We start from the raw sequence: 16600 nt of genomic DNA on the forward strand, positions 1-16600 counted from the left end.
AAACCGAGACGCTTTTAAACAGCTATCGTTATCATCTGGTCGGATAAAGGTCTATCGCAGGAAGTCAGCTGAGGTCATAGTAGTGATGAAGCTTCTGTAACGGAAGTGGAGCGAAGGACCTAATGTTTGTATAGTGTGCCCCACTATACGCAATGTTCGGATAGTCCGAAAGGGAGGATAAGCCTACAGCAGAGGATCGTAACCTCTGACGGCAAAGGGCCCCGGGATGATTCTGAATAATCTACAGATAGAAAGGAATGGCACAGCGGTATGGAATTAATTGAAGTGATTCTGAGTGACGAAAACTTGGAAGAAGCGATCAGAAGGGTTAAGAGAAACCGTGGCGCGGCCGGCGTGGACGGCATGAAAACCAGTGAGCTGGATGAGTATTTCTCTAAACATAAAGAAATAATCAAACAGCAGATCCGGAACATGCAGTACAGACCGAAACCAGTCCGCAGGGTCTATATACCCAAGCCCAATGGCAAGCAAAGGCCATTAGGTATTCCGTCAGTCGCAGACCGGGTGGTACAGCAGGCAGCAGCCCAGGTACTCAGCGGCATCTACGACAGCACATTCAGTGACCATAGTTATGGATTCAGGCCAAACAGAAGCGCACATGATGCGATGAAGGATGTCCTGAATAATCTGAACAGCGGATACGACTGGGTGATTGATCTCGACATCGAAAAGTATTTCGATACGGTGAATCATGACAAATTAATCTCCATTTTGAGAGAAAAGGTAAACGACAAGAGAACGTTACACCTGATCCGGTCCTTTCTGAAGGCTGGCGTCATGGTGAACGGACTCGTATCACCAACTGAACTAGGCGTTCCGCAAGGCGGACCCCTCAGTCCGATACTTAGCCTTATTTATCTCGATAAATTTGACAAAGAACTGGAGAGCAGAGGACTGCATTTTGTGCGGTACGCAGATGACTGCGACATCTTCGTGAAGAGCGAAATGGCGGCAGACAGAGTGATGAAGTCGGTAGCCTCATGGCTGGAACGAAAGCTGTTTCTGAAGGTCAGTCCAACCAAGACAAAGGTGGTCAGGCCAACACACAGCGAGTTCCTAGGCTTTACGTACTGGAAGGCAAAAGACGGATGGCACTGCAAACCGAGTGATGACAGAAAGAAACGGCTGATGGCGAAAACCAAGGCTGTCCTGCAACGCAAGGAAGCAATATCCAGACCTCTGGCCGTCACATTCACAAAACTGAATCAGATCGTCAGAGGATGGATCAATTATTTCATCATCGGAGATATGAAGGCTTTCCTCGATGAATATGGACAGTGGATGCGGCACAAAGTCAGAGTCATCATCATCAAGCAATGGAAGAAACCGAAGCGTATAGACACAAATCTCCAAAGGCTTAACGCTATGTTCCATTGTAATTTCACCGATGAAGATACATACAAGGTAGCCAACTCACGCCTAGGATGGTATCGGAGGAGTGGAATGGATGTGGTAAATTACGCTCTCAGCCCGAAAGTACTGGCCCTGCCAAGTAGGAAAACAGGTCGACCAGGACTGGTCAACCCGTTGGAATACTACCTCAATAATCGTAAGTAAATACAAACGTAGCGCCGTATACGGAAAACCGTACGTACGGTGCAACGGGAGGGTCGAGCCGCTAACGCGGCTCACTCTACCCTATTATTGCACAAATTGTATATATTTCTATTCCAGCTCGATAGTCCCACCAATTATTACTGGTTTTCCAATGTAATTCGAATCAATTTTTCCCAGTTTTTATCGATATTCTTCATACTTTTTATGGATTCAAAACTCTTTTGGGTCAACTTTGGGTCACGGCCAAAAAGTCATATCGCTATTGATTCTTCACGTAAAAATCACAAGCAGACTATCGTTAATCAGACAGATCAAACGACAATCACCGATCTGGCATAACCATTGCCCACGCCTGTTGTTGGCCAATTCTTTTACATGAATCCTTGGTTCATCACAAATCAGAAGATTCTTGGTAATTCAGGACTGAATCATCATCTGTGTATACTGTCAAATTTTCGAAAGTCATTTTTAAACCGAACAGTTGTTTTAGCTGATAACTCATAGATCCAACTCTTTCCAAAACTCCTCAATCGGTCTGGACTTCGTACCACTGTCCTGATATTCTTTGTAGGCTTTATTGGCAACAGAAACATCATATTCATCTTCAATTTTTTCAAACAGAGCACGCTTAAAGGCATCTTCAAGTGACATCGAGTGAAGTTTGGCATAGCTTTCGGCAAGAGCTTTTTCTTCTGCGGTAAGTCTGATAGAAAATGACATAGTGTTATTTCTCCTGTATATTAGGTCAGTTTACAAGGAACTACACGCAGACCGTGAAACGGGCTGCTGACAACAAACGGCGCTATGCTCCCGGCTGGGTGCATAGCACCTGTTTGTTGCGGGGGTTTCCAAAGGGGGCAGCGCCCCATTTGGCACACGACTTTGCGGAGCAAAGTGTAGTGTGTTATACGCTCTGTCGGCGTTGCCCTGAAAATACCGTTGCCGCCGGGGAGGGCAAGGGCATTTGACGCGGCAGGAAAGCAGGGCTTTGTTTGGGGCTGGTAAGCCGGAAACAAAGGGCTGATTTCAGCAGCAGACAGGGCGTATTATGAAAGCCCCCGTCCCTCGTCCTCCGCCCCCGGCCTATGGGACAAAAAGTCCCAAAGCTCTGGACACCGTGACCAGATGTGTGGCCACACTCCGGGAAAAGTAGCAGGACGGCAGGAAACCGTCAAGGCTGAAATGAATGGGCTGACGCCCGGCCTTGACCGTTCCCCGCCGCCCCGCTGGATGGGTGGACAAGGTGGCCAATCCCTAAAAGTGTTTGGCCGCACTCGTTCATTTTGGGGCCTTTCTTCTCCCAAAATTGAAATGGGCGGGAAAGCCCTAAAATGGCTTTCCCGCCTTGATTACCCATTAGCAAAGACGGGCGAGACTGTCAACGGCGGCGCTGAAAGCGCCGTTCATCTTGACCGTTGACTGGCTCGCCTGGCTTTGCTACTGCCCGTAAGAGATGGAAAAACAAGATGGAAAACAAGGTTAAAAATGGTTGACAAGTCTATCGGATGTGTGTTATACTGTGCGACAGTTTGAGATTGGAAGGAGGCTTACGTGTGTTAATTTGTGTACGCTAATAAGCAATAAAAAGTAGAAGTACCTTTCCACATGATGGTGGGCTTTTTTTGCGTGCGTATGCAAAGGAACACGTAGGTTTGACACGAGCAGTCTTTGAACTGTATCGTGGTGTTTTTTCGTGCTTTGTTGTTATGCAGGCGTCTGCCCTCTCTGTGGGACAACGCCTGCTTTTTATTGCAGAAACAAAGGAACAATGCAATAAAAAAGGAGGTTCGCATTATGACCCAAAACAACAATTCATGGAGAAAAACTTATTTTACACTTCTTGCCGGACAAGCAATATCCTTTATTAGCAGCGGTATTTTGCAAATGGCCATTATCTTTTATTTGGTTGCGAAAACTAATTCTGCAATCATATTGACGGCGGCAACACTGATTGGATTTTTGCCGCAAGCCTGTTTAGGCCCGTTTGCAGGTGCTTTTGTTGACCGGCACAGCCGTAAAAGCGTAATGATTGGTGCGGATTTGATAATTGCCGCCGCTGGCGGTATTCTGGCGCTGGTGGCGTTTTACATGGAATTGCCCGTATGGTCTATTATGGTTGTCCTGTTAATCCGAAGTGCGGGAACTGCTTTTCATTCTCCAGCATTCAGCGCAGCAACACCTATGATTGTGCCAAAAGAGGAACTTACAAAATGCGCTGGTTACACGCAGACCATGCAAGCAGTAAGTGCGATTATCAGTCCAGCTGCCGCAGCGTTTTTATATGCTGTTTGGCCTCTTAATGCAATTATATTGTTAGATATTGTGGGTGCAATCCTTGCCTGTGTGACTGTTGCGATTTCGTCCATACCAACGCCTGAACTATGTCCAGAAACGAAAAGACAACAGTTTTTACAGGATATGAAAGAGGGGTATGTGGTATTAAAGCAAAACAGGGGCCTCTTTGCTCTGCTCTGGATTGGTGTAATTTATATGTTCTTTTATATGCCAATCAGTACGCTTTTTCCTCTCATCTGTATGTCATACTTCAAAGGAACACCGGCCCATGCCTCTGCCGCTGAAATTGCTTTTGCGGTTGGTATGCTGCTTGGCGGAGTCATTCTGAGCATTTGGGGCGGTTTTAAGAAACGGCGGTACACCATCGGTCTTTCCGTTCTCCTGATGGGCGTTAGCAATATGCTCTCCGGGCTTTTGCCGCCAGACGCATTTCTTGTCTTTGTTGTGTGCTGTACTGTTATGGGAATTTCCGCTCCATTTTACGGTGTGCAAGATGCGATTTTTCAAGAAACGGTCAAACCAGAATATCTGGGGAGAGTTTTTTCTCTACTGACAAGCGCCGCTTCCCTCGCCATGCCGTTTGGCCTTGTCATTTCCGGGCCTCTGGCGGAGCGGCTGGGAGTTGAGAAATGGTTTGTCATTTGCGGAATTGGCATTATCATCGTTGCGCTTGCCGTATTTTTACTACCCGGTTTGAGAGAGATTGACAATACGCAATAATCAACTGCACCTTTTTCTATTACTAAACAAAATGCCTGGATGGTGGTTCTGAAAAACCAGAACCGCCGTTCAGGCATTTTTTATCTTCGTCCTCTCTGCGGTTTTGGATTCTTCAGCAAGTCGGATTTTTCCGCAATCTTTTTCAGCCACTTCCGTTCTTCTACTGACAGCTTCCTAAAATTCAGCTTGAGCCGTTTGCAGATAAACGCCAAGTACGCTTGTTCCGTGTCGCTGTCCTGGCTGACGATTTCACCAGCAGTTTCCAGCATTTCTTTTAGCGGGTTATCCTCTGGGACGCTGAAAAAATCGTCCTTGTGTGTTTCCCGCAGAGCAAGGGCAATCCCGTTTATGTCCCGTTGTATCACATAGCGGCAAAACTCGTCCTCATCAATATGGGCGGTGATAAGCTGTCTTAACTGCGTATCACTCATGCCAGGATTATGCTTTTTTATAACAGTTGCGCTCATCGTGTCCACTATGGCGTTTGCACCCTGCGCCTGTTTCAGTGCCGTTCCGTTCACATAGATTTCAAGGTCAGCCATCAGCCGGGGGAAATCCGGGTGCGCCGCCAGCTCACACAGCAGGGTATTGTCTATCCTCCCGCTTTTCAGCAGGTCAATCATTTCATCACTCAAACGCAGGTCTGCAAAATCGGCGTTTGGGTGATTTTTCATTTCAGACAGCCCCAGCAGATAATCAGCGGTCACACCGTAAAACTTCGCCAGCCGGATAAGGGCATAGTGGCTGATGTCCTTGAAGTCTTCCGTTTCGTAACTGCCCAGCGCAGACTTGGAAAGCCCGGTCTGCTCCGCAAGCTGCCCCAGCGTCAAGCCACGCTCCACACGTAGGTCTTTTAATCGCTCTTGTATGGATAAAGACATATTCACCCTCCTTGCTAGCTCAACGAAAGAGAAGCCGTTATGCTATGTACTATGCTCAAATATCATGCTTTTCAATTTTTTTCGTCGTGGTCAGTCCCACAAAAAGCACGGATTTCCGTGTTTTCCATCACGTCCACATCTTTTGTGGGGTCAAAATGGGGTCAGGAGTATGTCTTGTCAATAACGAGTTTTTTCTCATTATTGGTTTGAGCGTCAGAAGTCCTTTCTCCGACCGACACATTTGTTTTTATTTATGATTTTTCCTTCAGCATGTGAATATTGATTGGTATTCACATACTTCAACCGGATATCTCACAGAAGTGATATTAAACCGGCTGTTTTTCTCATACTAACACAGGTATTTCATCAACCGGGCATCTCCGCCGCAGTGTTGACATGACTCCTTCCACTGCATTCCTCTTCTTCGTCAGCACCCTGTATTCTTCGGTACCAAGTTTTTTTATGTATGCAGCACGCTGTACCATTTTGCCTGATATCATGAGCACTGCCTTTGTCTTCAGCAGTTTTACAATGCAGTGATCTTTGCTTTTGCAGTTCTCACATGTGTGCTTATCGTAGCCATTCCTTTCTTCACCTCAGATACTGGCTGCACTTGAAGCCTTTTTCGATCAGCTCCCTTCTGACCTCATCGTATTCTTCATCCTGGAGATGTTCCCTCCCTGTCTTGCATAAAGAACGGATCGTCGCTTCATTGCCGGTCTTTTCAGCTGCAAGGATGGTTCAGTAATAAGCCTCTGCATTTCCTGGTTCATGAACAAGGCTGCCGGAACCATAGTGCAGCACTTCGTGATATTCGTTTTCCTCATACAGCAGTCCAAGAAGATCGTTCGTGATGTCGATGTACATCTGACTGTAATGGACTGTAGGCAGATGTAGCCAGATGTCACTGCCGGCATCGCCTGACTCGAATACGCGTCCTCTGTACAGAGAGTATGCCTGCTACAGAAGCTCAATCCTTGCTTCTTTATCACCGGTCTTCTTCGATTTCTGAAAGATTCTCTCCATCTCCCCGGCGTCTGTCACAATGTGTACGTCATCGGTAAACTTCAGTGTGCCGTTCCGCATATCCAGCGATTCCATGTAAGGCGCGGGCGCTTCCCGTACCATATTCGCATGCTTGATCGAACTCTTATCACGATACGCCAGCCATTCCCCATAGATCAGGAAATCCATAGATGCTCCGGTAATGTCGCAGAATTTCTTTATCAGCGGAAGCGATGGCGATGCCTTCCCATTTTCCAGTCGGCTCAGATATTTCGAATCGCATCCGATATCAGACACGAGCTTCTCCTGTGAATATCCTTTATCTGTCCTGATCTCATGAAGCGGCTGCCGACTGCTGAAGAATCCAACTGACAATCAATCTGCAACAGTTCCACCTCCTTCTCCTTGTTCTACCTTGATTATAGAAAGGTGGATTTGGCGGTGGAACTTGCTGGAAGGTTACGTCCCTGAAATGGTGAACTACATGATCACTTTTATGCCCTATGACTTTGACATTTATAATTATCTCAGATATGTTTTCATTCACTATTGCAGATATGTCGGATGCCTAACAGAGAAAAAGTTTCTTTGACAATGCGCTGAATTGCACGTGCGTTCGACAATGAAGCGCATTTCTTTATCAGATTTTCCTTGGTTTGGTCTGACAAAACGATAGCTTTGAAATCTTTCTCACACTCACGAATTGCTATTTCCGCAATTTTCTTTTTTGCTTCCGTCGTTAATTCATCAAATTCAATTATCGCATCAAATCTATTATAAATTGGAGCACCTAACTTCTCTTCAATTTCACGACGATTAGAATAATTCGATGTGCAGATAATTATCGCATTATTGACATCTGCTTCATAATTCGGATCCGCATATACCCCATCGTCAAACAACTGATAAAAAGCACTATGGAAAATAGGGTTCGCTTTATCGAATTCGTCTAATAAGATAACATTTGATTCTCGCGCCATGAGATCCTGGGCGAAACTTTTTTCGTTATATTTTCCACCAAACAGATAATTTGCAAACTCTCCTCCCTGAAACATTGAAAACTGTTTGCGCAACAAATTACCATTTAAAATTTCCGCTAAATATCTTGCTGTTTCTGTTTTTCCCACTCCTGAAGGCCCATACAGCAATATGACAACGGGCTTTTTCTGTTTCTTATTGATGGCAGGAAACAGTGCTTTCAAAAGTTCCATTTTTACCGATTCTTGCCCTATTATTGTTAAATCGAAAGTCCTATAAATATTTCTGATTATATCTTCTGAAAGTATGGGATACTGATAAATTTGCTCGTTTATACATCCATCAAACGTGCGGAATAATTGCTCCTTAATAGCTTTTGGGGGATTTTGTATAAACATCTCAGTACACGCAAATTGAGCAAGGAAATTATTGAAGTTTGTTATAATATGCTCATTCACGCTACAATATTCATCAGCCGAAACAACAAATGTTTTCACTCTTGGTTTCTTATGGTTGCTGTTGTCCTTACGTGATGGATCTCTCAATTCAAATGTTCTATTTTCTTTATCAAGACGTAAAGCTAGTGTTGTCAAATTTGTATACGTTTTGGGGAGAAGTTTCTTATATTCGCTATTTGGTCCCCAAAAAATCGTTATCTTTTTCATTTGTCAAAACTCCCGCTAATACTATGTCATAGACCTGTAATAGTGTTTGCTTTTTTTCGACATTTCTTCCATCAACTATTTCTTCTGCAGTCACCTGTTCGGATTCTTGCTTAAATAGAAACTCTTTATCAATAGACAATTCGTCTTGAAAGCACTCACCTACTGAAACTCCCCAAAAAGTAAGCTTCATCTTTGTTAAATCAGCAAGGTTATATTGATTTCTGAAAGCATGGATATTAAATCGCAATACAGACTTAGGTGGAACCTCATCTCTCAAGAGCATCAAATAATATCCCCGTTCATCCAACACAGCGTGGTTAAGCCGATCCACATCAATAGGCAATTGATCTTTAGGAACAATTGTAAGATATGAACTTATCATTTTATACATTGTCGCCGAGCCATCTGGAGCATAAACTGAATCAGGTCCCAATTTTACAATGTCGTCATCCTTGTATGCTAATTGAATGTAATCCGTAAGTAATATATTTTTTATGGAAGTAGCTAATAATTTTTCGGCTTCTGCGCTAGCCTTTACAGATGCTTGTCCCTCCGCATCTGCATTAAAAATCCGAAAAAAGCTAAATCCTGCTTTTACTTCTCCACCAGCACCCGCAACTTTTTCAGTATCATCACTCTTCTTTCTTTCACTGCTCCAGTCTGTTCTTCCACCGTAGGCAATATCCAGATAGTCCTGTGCTGTTGATTCATCGAAATATATTACTTTTATAAATCTGGGCATATCGCTATTACTGCCTGATTTATCAATCTTAGCCACTTATTCCACCCCCAATGCTTTATATACCGCGTCTTCCGCACTGCTATAGAAAAAAATGTTAAAACTTCCCATCAGTTCCGGCGGTACGGTTCCGAGGTCTGCTGCGGACAGGATTGGCAACAATACCTTCTTTGCACCGGAATCCAGGCATACCTGTAAAGCATCCGCAAGGTTATCTACCTTTCCCAGTGTCCCACTGATGGTAATCTCACCAAGTACAGCCAATGAGCTGAGTGTTGGTTTCTGTAAGGCAATGGAACAGATGGCAATCAGAGTAGGTAATGCCAGTTTCTGTGTCATTCCAAGTCCCTGAAGATCCTGATAATTGATGATGTAATCCTTACCTGTCGTACTGATACTTCCGCTGATACGACTTCCGTTAGCTTTCAAATAATTGAATGCTGTATCTGCAGCTTCTCTGCAGTTCTTATCGGAGCCAAGTCCGGTACGTTCAAACTTACCGGATCCCGGTAACATCTGTGATTCCAGGCGGAACACCCCAATCATACCGTTCTTGCCTCTGGAAATCGTATAAATCTGGCCTGGATTACAGATTCCTTCCGGGATCAGTTTGCCGCCGCCCTGTTCAGGAACGGAGACATACTTTTCCTCAAAGGTCTCGTTATCAATGTATGAGAAGTTGACGTCATAGAACTCCATGCCACCCAGCTTCTTCAGCTGTTCCTTTACACGGCGGCGCATTTCCAGAGATACCTTCAGAATCTCTTCGATATCTTCCTTCGTATAGTTTCCATCCGGATACAGCAGCTTTACATAGCCATCGACCATTTTGCGGACTGCGATCGTATCACGTTGATTCAGGTTCCGGCCAAGTCGGAAATACTTATCCAGGGAATCACCGTACTGCTCCTTCCGCATCTCCCGCATGACTTCGGACAGATAATCGGAGATGAATCCATAGTCATTGGTGAAATGTTCCGGTCGGAACTTCGGTACTTCCCAACCCGGGTTATAGCAATGAATACGGTCCAGGAATGCTGTATCTGTTCCCATCTCCGGTGGGAACGGATCAAACAGGCAATGTCCAATCTGTTCTATTTTCATTTTCCATATTTTTCTACACCTTCCTAGTTACTCTACTAGGAAAACAAGGGAAAATTTGATAAACTTGAGTTGCGAAATCAAAGAAAACCAAATCTTGCGAGCCCTTGCTATCTTCCTAGCAGGGCTTTTTTTATTTAAAAATAGTCCCCTTATCATCAGCTTGATTAATTAAAAATGTAACCAAACCTGATTTAGTCATTCCATATTTTTGTGCCATTTTTTCTAGTTTGTCATTCGATTCAACAGGTAAAGATAAAGTCACTTTTTTCTTCTCAACTTCAACCACAAAATACACCTCAATTCTCTTCAAAATCTCTTTTACACTGTAATTATATTATACATACGACAGGAATACAAGATTTTACAAAAAACTTTTTTTCACCTCGAAATAGGTGCTTAAAACGTTCATATAAAGGTATTTACAAGACATTTAATCTTTTTATCTATTTGGACAATGGACAATGGACACATGGGGGGTGTCGTAGTGCCCCCATGAGTTGGTCGATTTTTTCAAAATCTCCCCCCAGTTTGCTTCCCAATTCCTAAAAACTAATAAAACCGCGGGCGTTGCCCACACCCACAAACGCAATGCGTTTGATCATGCCTCTGAAAAGTAGCTAAACATTCACACCTGTTGGCTTTCCGGTAAGCGCTCGATAATCCGTACCTATGATAAAAACCATTTCCAGGTACACTTAACGGTGTCAATGGGAATGGTTTTACATACCAAGCTTTTGATGGACTTCTTCTGACCATGGCAGAAGTCTATCAGGTATTGTTGTACAGCCTTCATTGATGATCTTTGGAAGTTCTTCAAGCAGGTAGGTGAAGTATGGATACAGTTTTAATCCATTTGCTTTTGCTGTTTCGACGATGGAATAGATGCCTGCACTGGCTTCTGCTCCTCTTGGTGTGTCGATCAGAACCCAGTTCTTCCTTCCTACTGTGAATGGGCGGATTGCGATTTCTGCCGCATTGTTGTCCAGAGGCACTTGTGCATCCTCCAGAAATATCCGAAGATATTTCTCCTGATTCAGTGCATATTGAAGGCTCTTTCCTGTTTCTGATGACTTATCCGTGCTTTCTGCTGCTGATTTGTCCTTTACCCACGCGAAAAACTCATCTACCAGAGGTTTGATCTTTTCCTGTCTCTTCTGCAGGTGCTCTTCTGGTGGAAGATCCTGGATCAGATGTTCTTCATGGTAGATTCTTTGAATTCTCCGTACCGCCTCTGTGGCAATTGGATTGTTATACTTCCTGCCATTTGCCTTCACGATTGTTGAAAATTTTCGTTTCAAATGTACCCAGCATCCTGCCACTTTGAACTTTGCCGGATCCTCTTTCTCCAGCTTGTGGTAGGCTCCGTATCCATCTGTCACCAGAGTACCTTTAAAATCCTTCAGGTAATTCTTTGGATTCTCATGTCCTCTGGTTGGACAGTACTGATAGAGAATCACTTTATGCCCAGGAATCTTTGCATTGGTCCGGTAGACCCACATGTAGGATTTGGAACCTGCTTCCCGGCCATCCCGGATTACTTCGAATGGTGTTTCATCGGCGTGAAGAATTCTCTGTTTTGTCATTTCCTGCTTCAGGGCTTCACACACATATCTCAGATATTGATCGTAGGCGCGGATGACCCAGTTTGCCATCACTGCTCTGCTGATATGAATGTCATTCTGCGCATAGGCAGCTTCCAGTCTGTACAGAGGAATGGCATTCACGTATTTTGCAGTTATGATGGAAGAAACCAGAGATGGGGTGGCAATACTTTTTGGAAACATTTCTGCCGGCTTAGGTGCTCTGACAATTGTCTGATTGTCATCTTTGGCATAGACAGCGATATGATAGGTGACTGCTTCAAAAGAAGCTGGTCTGTGTTCCAGCTTATAGATCAGTTCTTCAGACAGTCTTTTCCACTTTCCTTTGCCGTACTGCTTGTTAAGTTCGTCTTCCGTAAGCTCAAGATATTCATCTCTGTGATTGGTAATCTTCTGCCAGTCTTCCTGCTTTTTACCTTTAGCCTTTTTCTTCTTTGGTGCAGCTTCATCCAGTACAGGATCAGCTGCCTTTTCATCAGAAATCTCTTCTGCCTCATTCAGGCCGAGATCAAACTGCAGCTGCTGAACAAATTGGGATGACTCTGTCTTTCTTCCAAATGATCTCTGATTCATCAGGCGGATTTGCTCGGTAAGTTCATCAATGTGACGTGTCAGGGTTTCAATAGTTTCCTGCTGATTCATAATCAGCTTTACCAGAATGGAAACTGGCATGGCTTCAAGTTCTTCCTGACTCATCTTCGGTGTGCTCATGCCATAGGTATACACGAATAAAATGCACGTTTCAACCAGCCGAAATTGTGGAAAACTTCCGCAATGTTCAGTGGTTATGAAGACGTGCGCCTGCCTTTTTATCACGTATTATCAGGCAGTTTTCGAGCCGCTGTAAAGCAGCACAGGCAGTAGCTGAATACAAACAGTCCTGCCTGAAAGCGAGCCTTAAATGGCTTCTAATCAGGCCGTTCTCCAGAAAAACTGTGGAAAAGAAAATTTTTATCCTGTGTACTTAGGATGAGAAGGATGAATGGATGATTCGATAGCGAATCCGGTCATCAGGTTGTGATACTGCTCTGGTGTCATCGCTTTCAGCTCGCTGCTTGATCTTGGCCACTGAAACCTGCCATTCGCCAGGCGTTTGTACAAAAGCAGAAAGCCGTCTCCATCCCAGAGCAGGCCCTTCAGCCGGTCGGTTCTCCTTCCACAGAAGAGAAAGAGTGTTCCTTCGTCATATGGATCCAGCTTGAATACTTCCTGGATCGTGCAGGCCAGTCCATCAACTCCATATCTCAGATCCGTATAGCCGCAGGCAATATAGATCTTCTTAAACGAATTCCCGTCTTTAAACATTGGACAGCGCCCTCATGATCCGGACAAGCATAGCATCCGATATGTCTTCATTCAGGTTAACCGTCATGCCATCTTTTTCAATCTGGGCGACAGAATGCGGCTTTACCGGAACCGAGCATTTCAGCTCAGCTATATCCAGAGCAGGTCTGTTCGCTTGAACAGGTTTGTTTACTTCAGAAAGAAGAAGATCTGTGCCTACCTGCATTCTGAGCTTCTGCTGCCATCGGTAGAAAGCTTTTTCACTGATATTGTGCTGGGCAAGCCACACCTTCTTCTTCATTCCGCTTTCGTTGCATTCCTTGATAACGCCAGCCCAATACTGTGCCCGCATAGCATGGGTAACCCGCTCCATAAAGACATCACTCTCCTTTGTCGAGTCCCGAAAATCCCTGGACTTTACGGACTCATCTTGTCAGAGTGTCTCTCTTTTTAACAGGTACGAATTATCGAGCGCTTACGCTTTCCGTCGTCTATGCAAAAGCTAAATGACAACAAAAAAAGCTGCAAGGGTAAATGCACTCACTACGTTCGCCCTTGCTGCTTTTTCTATTGCCATTTTTAACGCTTATGCCGACGAAAAGACCAAACAGGTATAAATATACTCGAATTGATTTAAAACGCCTTAAAACGCAAATATGAGCTTCTAACGACTTAATTCATCTCTATCTCGTGTTCGAGTTTCATTTCTATGAATTTTTTCAAACTCTCCACCTTTTACAAACTCTTTAATTTCGCTCACAAGGTTATTCATGAGCTTTTTAGCTTGTCCAACAGTTGCACCAAGGGTATTTTCCATAAACTGATTAAAACCTCTGTAAATGCCCTTAATTTCGTTTTTAAGCGATTTATTCTCTTTCTCCAACGAATCAATTTTCTCTAGATTATTATTATATCTATCTGCTAAATCGTTGAAATCACGCACTACTTCCTTGTATTTTTCTTTTACATAGTCAATCCGCTTAGGTAAATCAGTTTCCGCATATTTCTTTAGTTTCTCATTCGATTTATATAAATCTTCATAGCCTTGTATTAAGGCATTTAATTTATCTTCAGGGATAATCACATTTCCTGTTTTTCGTTCTTCATTTTTCGTAAATTCATGTCGCAACTTACCAATACCAATGGTTTCGCCACTTGGTACTTTGACCGTTTTCGTTTCGTCTTTTAAATCTAAACTTTCTTTCTTGATTGTTGGTGTTTTATCGTTCGATAACGCTAAAACTTCTGACTTCCGCTGTTCCAGCGTGGTAGTCAGCTCTTTTAATTCATCCTTTGCCTTTTTATATTCAGGCACTGTTAAATTTTTACGCTCTGACCCTTTTTCGCCACGTTCAAGCTCAAAACCACGCTCATTTAAATACTTTGGCAATTCGTCTTGTACCGCTTGTAAGGCTTGACGATTAAAAACAGTCTTTGCTGATAGCTTGTGTTCGTCATTAAACGGCACAATTCCTAAGTGCATATGCGGTGTCGTTTCGTCTAAGTGAACTTGAGCATAGCGGATATTCTCATCACCAAATTTTTCTGAAAAATATGATTTAGCAACTTCAAAATAATCTTTAATTTCTTTACTATCTTTATCTTTAAAAAATTGGTTGTCAGAAGTTATGATCCATTCGTTTATTAATACAGCATCTTTTCTGACAGCACGACTACTTGATTTGTTGTCGTTAATAAATTGCTCAATATCTCGTTTATAATTTTCTGTCCGATTGACCAAATCATAATTTAAATGTGACCGTTCAACATCAATATCTTTGTTGGAATGATTGTCTGTATTTCTCTGATTATGATTACCTACCCCAACTAAATTTCCTGATTTTACCTTCTGCATTCTCGCCACTACAAATGACATATAAACACTCCTAACTTCGGGACAGCTTCCATGTAAAGTATAATCTACTATACTTTACTTCGTAAAGGTGGGCTCGCCGAGGGGTCTTGCAGACGGCTTATTCGGCTCTTTTGAGCCGAGTATCAGCGCACCCTTATGGTGCAATTAGCTGATACAAAAAACAAAGAGTTGGCTCATGTAATCCAACTCTTAAAACACAAAAAAATAACCCCCTTGGCTTTTCAGCAGGGGGCATATTTTTTATTTAATTCCTCACTCTTTATAAACTTGGTTTTCTTTTTGCCAATTCGATTTTATGTACTCTTTTATAAAAAGAGTATTCCTCTCTGTTAGCAATTCGAACCAACCAGCAGGAGCTCGGTCAGACATACAATAATCAGCAAAATCTTTTAAATGCATAATATTGTTATCCGAAATAAAACCAAGCATTTCTTTTAACGCTTGTCTTTTATCACCAGTAGATAACGCTAAACAACTTTCAAGGTCAAATCCACCAAACACTTGTATTTCTGTATTATCGTATTGATACTTTTCAGGATTATCCATATGCGTTAAATATCTAACAGCACCAGTTAAACCACTTATTCTTTCAGGAATCGGTGCCCTTAAAGCTCTTGCCATTTCGTCCATTTGTTCAAATGATTTATTGCCCTTGTAATTAAAAACTATATGATAATGCGGCTTTTTCTTTGTTCCGTCTGCATTAACATCTTTATCATGTAATGGACTAATTGCCACAGGTTCAGTTGAAATAATCTCTTTCCAATTCTCTGGCAAACTTTCAGGATAAACAACAATCCACCAGTTACGACCTCGCTTATAAGGCTGTTTAGTTTTTGGATTTAAATTCTTTCTAGTCTTTAGCAGAACCTCTACGGACTGATTGATGTTTCCGACAAAGACCATGGAGGCAGATGCTGCCTTCTCTTCTTTGCCGCGGGCAAAAGATCCGGACGCCATATAGTCCTTCATAATCTGGATGCCGTCATTGTCCTTGAACTTGATACCAGCGACCTCATCAAAGGCAACAACGTCCCACAGGCCAACCAGTCCCATGGATTTTCTGCCCATGTTATAAAACAGGTTGGCGACGGTTGTCTGACCTCCGGAAACAAGGATACTGTTCGGCGAAATCTCCTTGTAAATATGGGATTTACCGGTGCTACGCGGACCGAGCTCACAGAGATTGAAATTGTTGACGACAAACGGCAGCATTCTGGTAATCAGAAGCCACTTCTGCCGGTAGTTCAGCGCATCCGGTTCCATACCGGTAGAACGGAGAAGCACGTCCATCCATTCTTCTTTGGTGAACGCTTTCCTGCCTTCACGGTATTCATCCATATCCACATGCGGCATCTGGATCGGTGTCAGCTTGCGGATAGAGATGGGAGATCCCTTTTTGTCTTCTTCATTGAAGTCATAATCCAGCTGGACGATGCACCAGATTCCTCCGATCAGCAGACGGTCATATTTCTCCGGATATTCATCTGCGATTGGAACAGCCTTCAGTCCCAGATTGGAGAATTCTGCTTCGTACTGGTTCGTCTTGATATTCAGCCGGACCGTAATCATATCGATAACGGTATGCGATCCGTTATGGCGCAACAAAGACAGAATCTTCTGTGCTTCATCCGGACGGACATAGTTATCCGCCAGGATCTTCTTCACATTCTCCACACCCTGCTGGATGATCTCCTCATCGTCCGAGCTGCAGTACTGTCCGAGAAGGAACTCCAGGACATAGACCGGAACATTCGCACCTTCCTTGATCTTCTTCGTCAAGTCCTTACGGACAATCTTCCCGTCATAGTTCTGCCGGAGCTTGATACGCAGTTCCTGCCGGAGATCATTTTTCTCATCAAATTCATCCATAC

At 43.5% G+C, this 16600-nt stretch carries 16 protein-coding genes and 1 pseudogene; 3 read left to right on the plus strand and 14 right to left on the minus strand.

The window, feature by feature from the left end:
* The first annotated feature begins 270 nt into the window (after nucleotides 1-270).
* Nucleotides 271-1578 carry a group II intron reverse transcriptase/maturase gene (gene ltrA, locus DHU66_RS06735; RefSeq protein WP_108774013.1) on the plus strand — a complete coding sequence of 436 codons (1308 nt, stop codon included), beginning with the start codon at nucleotides 271-273 and terminating at the stop codon, nucleotides 1576-1578.
* Between the two features lie 498 nt (nucleotides 1579-2076).
* Here the strand turns inward: ltrA and relB are convergent, their stop codons facing one another.
* On the minus strand, nucleotides 2077-2298 hold the full coding sequence (relB, locus tag DHU66_RS06745) for a type II toxin-antitoxin system RelB family antitoxin (RefSeq protein WP_108775110.1): 222 nt from the start codon (nucleotides 2296-2298) through the stop codon (nucleotides 2077-2079).
* Nucleotides 2299-2703: 405 nt separating this feature from the next.
* Here relB and DHU66_RS06760 point away from each other — a divergent pair, with 405 nt between their 5' ends.
* Both DHU66_RS06760 and DHU66_RS06765 read left to right on the plus strand, forming a co-directional pair.
* Nucleotides 2704-2997: a hypothetical protein gene (locus DHU66_RS06760; protein WP_007886029.1), complete on the plus strand. Its 294-nt coding sequence runs from the start codon at nucleotides 2704-2706 to the stop codon at nucleotides 2995-2997.
* A 375-nt stretch (nucleotides 2998-3372) separates the two neighbouring features.
* Entirely contained in the window at nucleotides 3373-4593 is a 1221-nt protein-coding gene (locus DHU66_RS06765; RefSeq protein ID WP_002575857.1) for an MFS transporter, read from the plus strand.
* A gap of 80 nt (nucleotides 4594-4673) precedes the next feature.
* On the opposite strand, the gene DHU66_RS06770 is transcribed toward DHU66_RS06765, so the two are convergent.
* The 13 genes and pseudogenes from DHU66_RS06770 to brxL all read right to left on the minus strand — a co-directional run bounded on the left by DHU66_RS06770 (nucleotide 4674) and on the right by brxL (nucleotide 16598).
* A complete protein-coding gene (locus DHU66_RS06770; RefSeq protein WP_108775111.1) occupies nucleotides 4674-5474 on the minus strand; it encodes a helix-turn-helix domain-containing protein in 801 nt (266 codons plus the stop codon).
* Nucleotides 5475-5818: 344 nt separating this feature from the next.
* Nucleotides 5819-6043: pseudogene (locus tag DHU66_RS12655) on the minus strand (hypothetical protein); the annotation flags it as partial.
* A gap of 172 nt (nucleotides 6044-6215) precedes the next feature.
* On the minus strand, nucleotides 6216-6341 hold the full coding sequence (locus DHU66_RS12545; protein WP_280952627.1) for a hypothetical protein: 126 nt from the start codon (nucleotides 6339-6341) through the stop codon (nucleotides 6216-6218).
* 93 nt (nucleotides 6342-6434) lie between these two features.
* Complete coding sequence (locus tag DHU66_RS06780; protein ID WP_108775113.1) at nucleotides 6435-6854, minus strand: helix-turn-helix domain-containing protein; 420 nt, start codon at nucleotides 6852-6854, stop codon at nucleotides 6435-6437.
* Between the two features lie 164 nt (nucleotides 6855-7018).
* A complete protein-coding gene (locus tag DHU66_RS06785; protein WP_108775114.1) occupies nucleotides 7019-8122 on the minus strand; it encodes an AAA family ATPase in 1104 nt (367 codons plus the stop codon).
* Nucleotides 8088-8900 (minus strand): DUF6414 family protein, encoded by an 813-nt coding sequence (locus tag DHU66_RS06790; RefSeq protein WP_209451763.1) that lies wholly within the window; start codon nucleotides 8898-8900, stop codon nucleotides 8088-8090. The genes DHU66_RS06785 and DHU66_RS06790 overlap by 35 nt, the downstream gene beginning before the upstream one ends.
* Complete coding sequence (locus tag DHU66_RS06795) at nucleotides 8901-9965, minus strand: BREX system Lon protease-like protein BrxL (RefSeq protein WP_245309433.1); 1065 nt, start codon at nucleotides 9963-9965, stop codon at nucleotides 8901-8903.
* A gap of 130 nt (nucleotides 9966-10095) precedes the next feature.
* Nucleotides 10096-10251, minus strand: coding sequence for a protein RepA (locus tag DHU66_RS06800; protein ID WP_002328822.1), 156 nt, complete (start codon nucleotides 10249-10251; stop codon nucleotides 10096-10098).
* A gap of 433 nt (nucleotides 10252-10684) precedes the next feature.
* Nucleotides 10685-12277: an IS66 family transposase gene (gene tnpC / locus DHU66_RS06805; protein WP_135358320.1), complete on the minus strand. Its 1593-nt coding sequence runs from the start codon at nucleotides 12275-12277 to the stop codon at nucleotides 10685-10687.
* Between the two features lie 240 nt (nucleotides 12278-12517).
* A complete protein-coding gene (tnpB, locus tag DHU66_RS06810; RefSeq protein WP_108774905.1) occupies nucleotides 12518-12871 on the minus strand; it encodes an IS66 family insertion sequence element accessory protein TnpB in 354 nt (117 codons plus the stop codon).
* Nucleotides 12864-13223 carry an IS66 family insertion sequence element accessory protein TnpA gene (gene tnpA / locus DHU66_RS06815; protein WP_108774904.1) on the minus strand — a complete coding sequence of 120 codons (360 nt, stop codon included), beginning with the start codon at nucleotides 13221-13223 and terminating at the stop codon, nucleotides 12864-12866. The genes tnpB and tnpA overlap by 8 nt, the downstream gene beginning before the upstream one ends.
* Before the next feature lie 291 nt (nucleotides 13224-13514).
* Entirely contained in the window at nucleotides 13515-14726 is a 1212-nt protein-coding gene (gene mobV, locus DHU66_RS06820) for a MobV family relaxase (RefSeq protein ID WP_108775116.1), read from the minus strand.
* Between the two features lie 252 nt (nucleotides 14727-14978).
* Nucleotides 14979-16598, minus strand: a complete 1620-nt coding sequence (brxL, locus tag DHU66_RS06825; protein ID WP_108775117.1) for a BREX system Lon protease-like protein BrxL — start codon at nucleotides 16596-16598, stop codon at nucleotides 14979-14981.
* Between the last annotated feature and the right edge of the window lie 2 nt (nucleotides 16599-16600).

Source organism: Lactimicrobium massiliense (assembly GCF_900343155.1).
Lineage (GTDB): Bacteria > Bacillota_I > Bacilli_A > Erysipelotrichales > Erysipelotrichaceae > Bulleidia > Bulleidia massiliensis.

Excerpts from the sequence above, each read along its gene's own strand:
- ltrA (WP_108774013.1), top strand. The coding sequence starts at position 271 with ATGGAATTAATTGAAGTGATTCTGAGTGACGAAAACTTGGAAGAAGCG.
- relB (WP_108775110.1), bottom strand. The coding sequence starts at position 2,298 with ATGTCATTTTCTATCAGACTTACCGCAGAAGAAAAAGCTCTTGCCGAA.
- DHU66_RS06760 (WP_007886029.1), top strand. The coding sequence starts at position 2,704 with ATGTGTGGCCACACTCCGGGAAAAGTAGCAGGACGGCAGGAAACCGTC.
- DHU66_RS06765 (WP_002575857.1), top strand. The coding sequence starts at position 3,373 with ATGACCCAAAACAACAATTCATGGAGAAAAACTTATTTTACACTTCTT.
- DHU66_RS06770 (WP_108775111.1), bottom strand. The coding sequence starts at position 5,474 with ATGTCTTTATCCATACAAGAGCGATTAAAAGACCTACGTGTGGAGCGT.
- DHU66_RS12545 (WP_280952627.1), bottom strand. The coding sequence starts at position 6,341 with ATGTACATCGACATCACGAACGATCTTCTTGGACTGCTGTATGAGGAA.
- DHU66_RS06785 (WP_108775114.1), bottom strand. The coding sequence starts at position 8,122 with ATGAAAAAGATAACGATTTTTTGGGGACCAAATAGCGAATATAAGAAA.
- DHU66_RS06795 (WP_245309433.1), bottom strand. The coding sequence starts at position 9,965 with ATGAAAATAGAACAGATTGGACATTGCCTGTTTGATCCGTTCCCACCG.
- tnpC (WP_135358320.1), bottom strand. The coding sequence starts at position 12,277 with ATGAGCACACCGAAGATGAGTCAGGAAGAACTTGAAGCCATGCCAGTT.
- tnpB (WP_108774905.1), bottom strand. The coding sequence starts at position 12,871 with ATGTTTAAAGACGGGAATTCGTTTAAGAAGATCTATATTGCCTGCGGC.
- tnpA (WP_108774904.1), bottom strand. The coding sequence starts at position 13,223 with ATGGAGCGGGTTACCCATGCTATGCGGGCACAGTATTGGGCTGGCGTT.
- mobV (WP_108775116.1), bottom strand. The coding sequence starts at position 14,726 with ATGTCATTTGTAGTGGCGAGAATGCAGAAGGTAAAATCAGGAAATTTA.
- brxL (WP_108775117.1), bottom strand. The coding sequence starts at position 16,598 with ATGGATGAATTTGATGAGAAAAATGATCTCCGGCAGGAACTGCGTATC.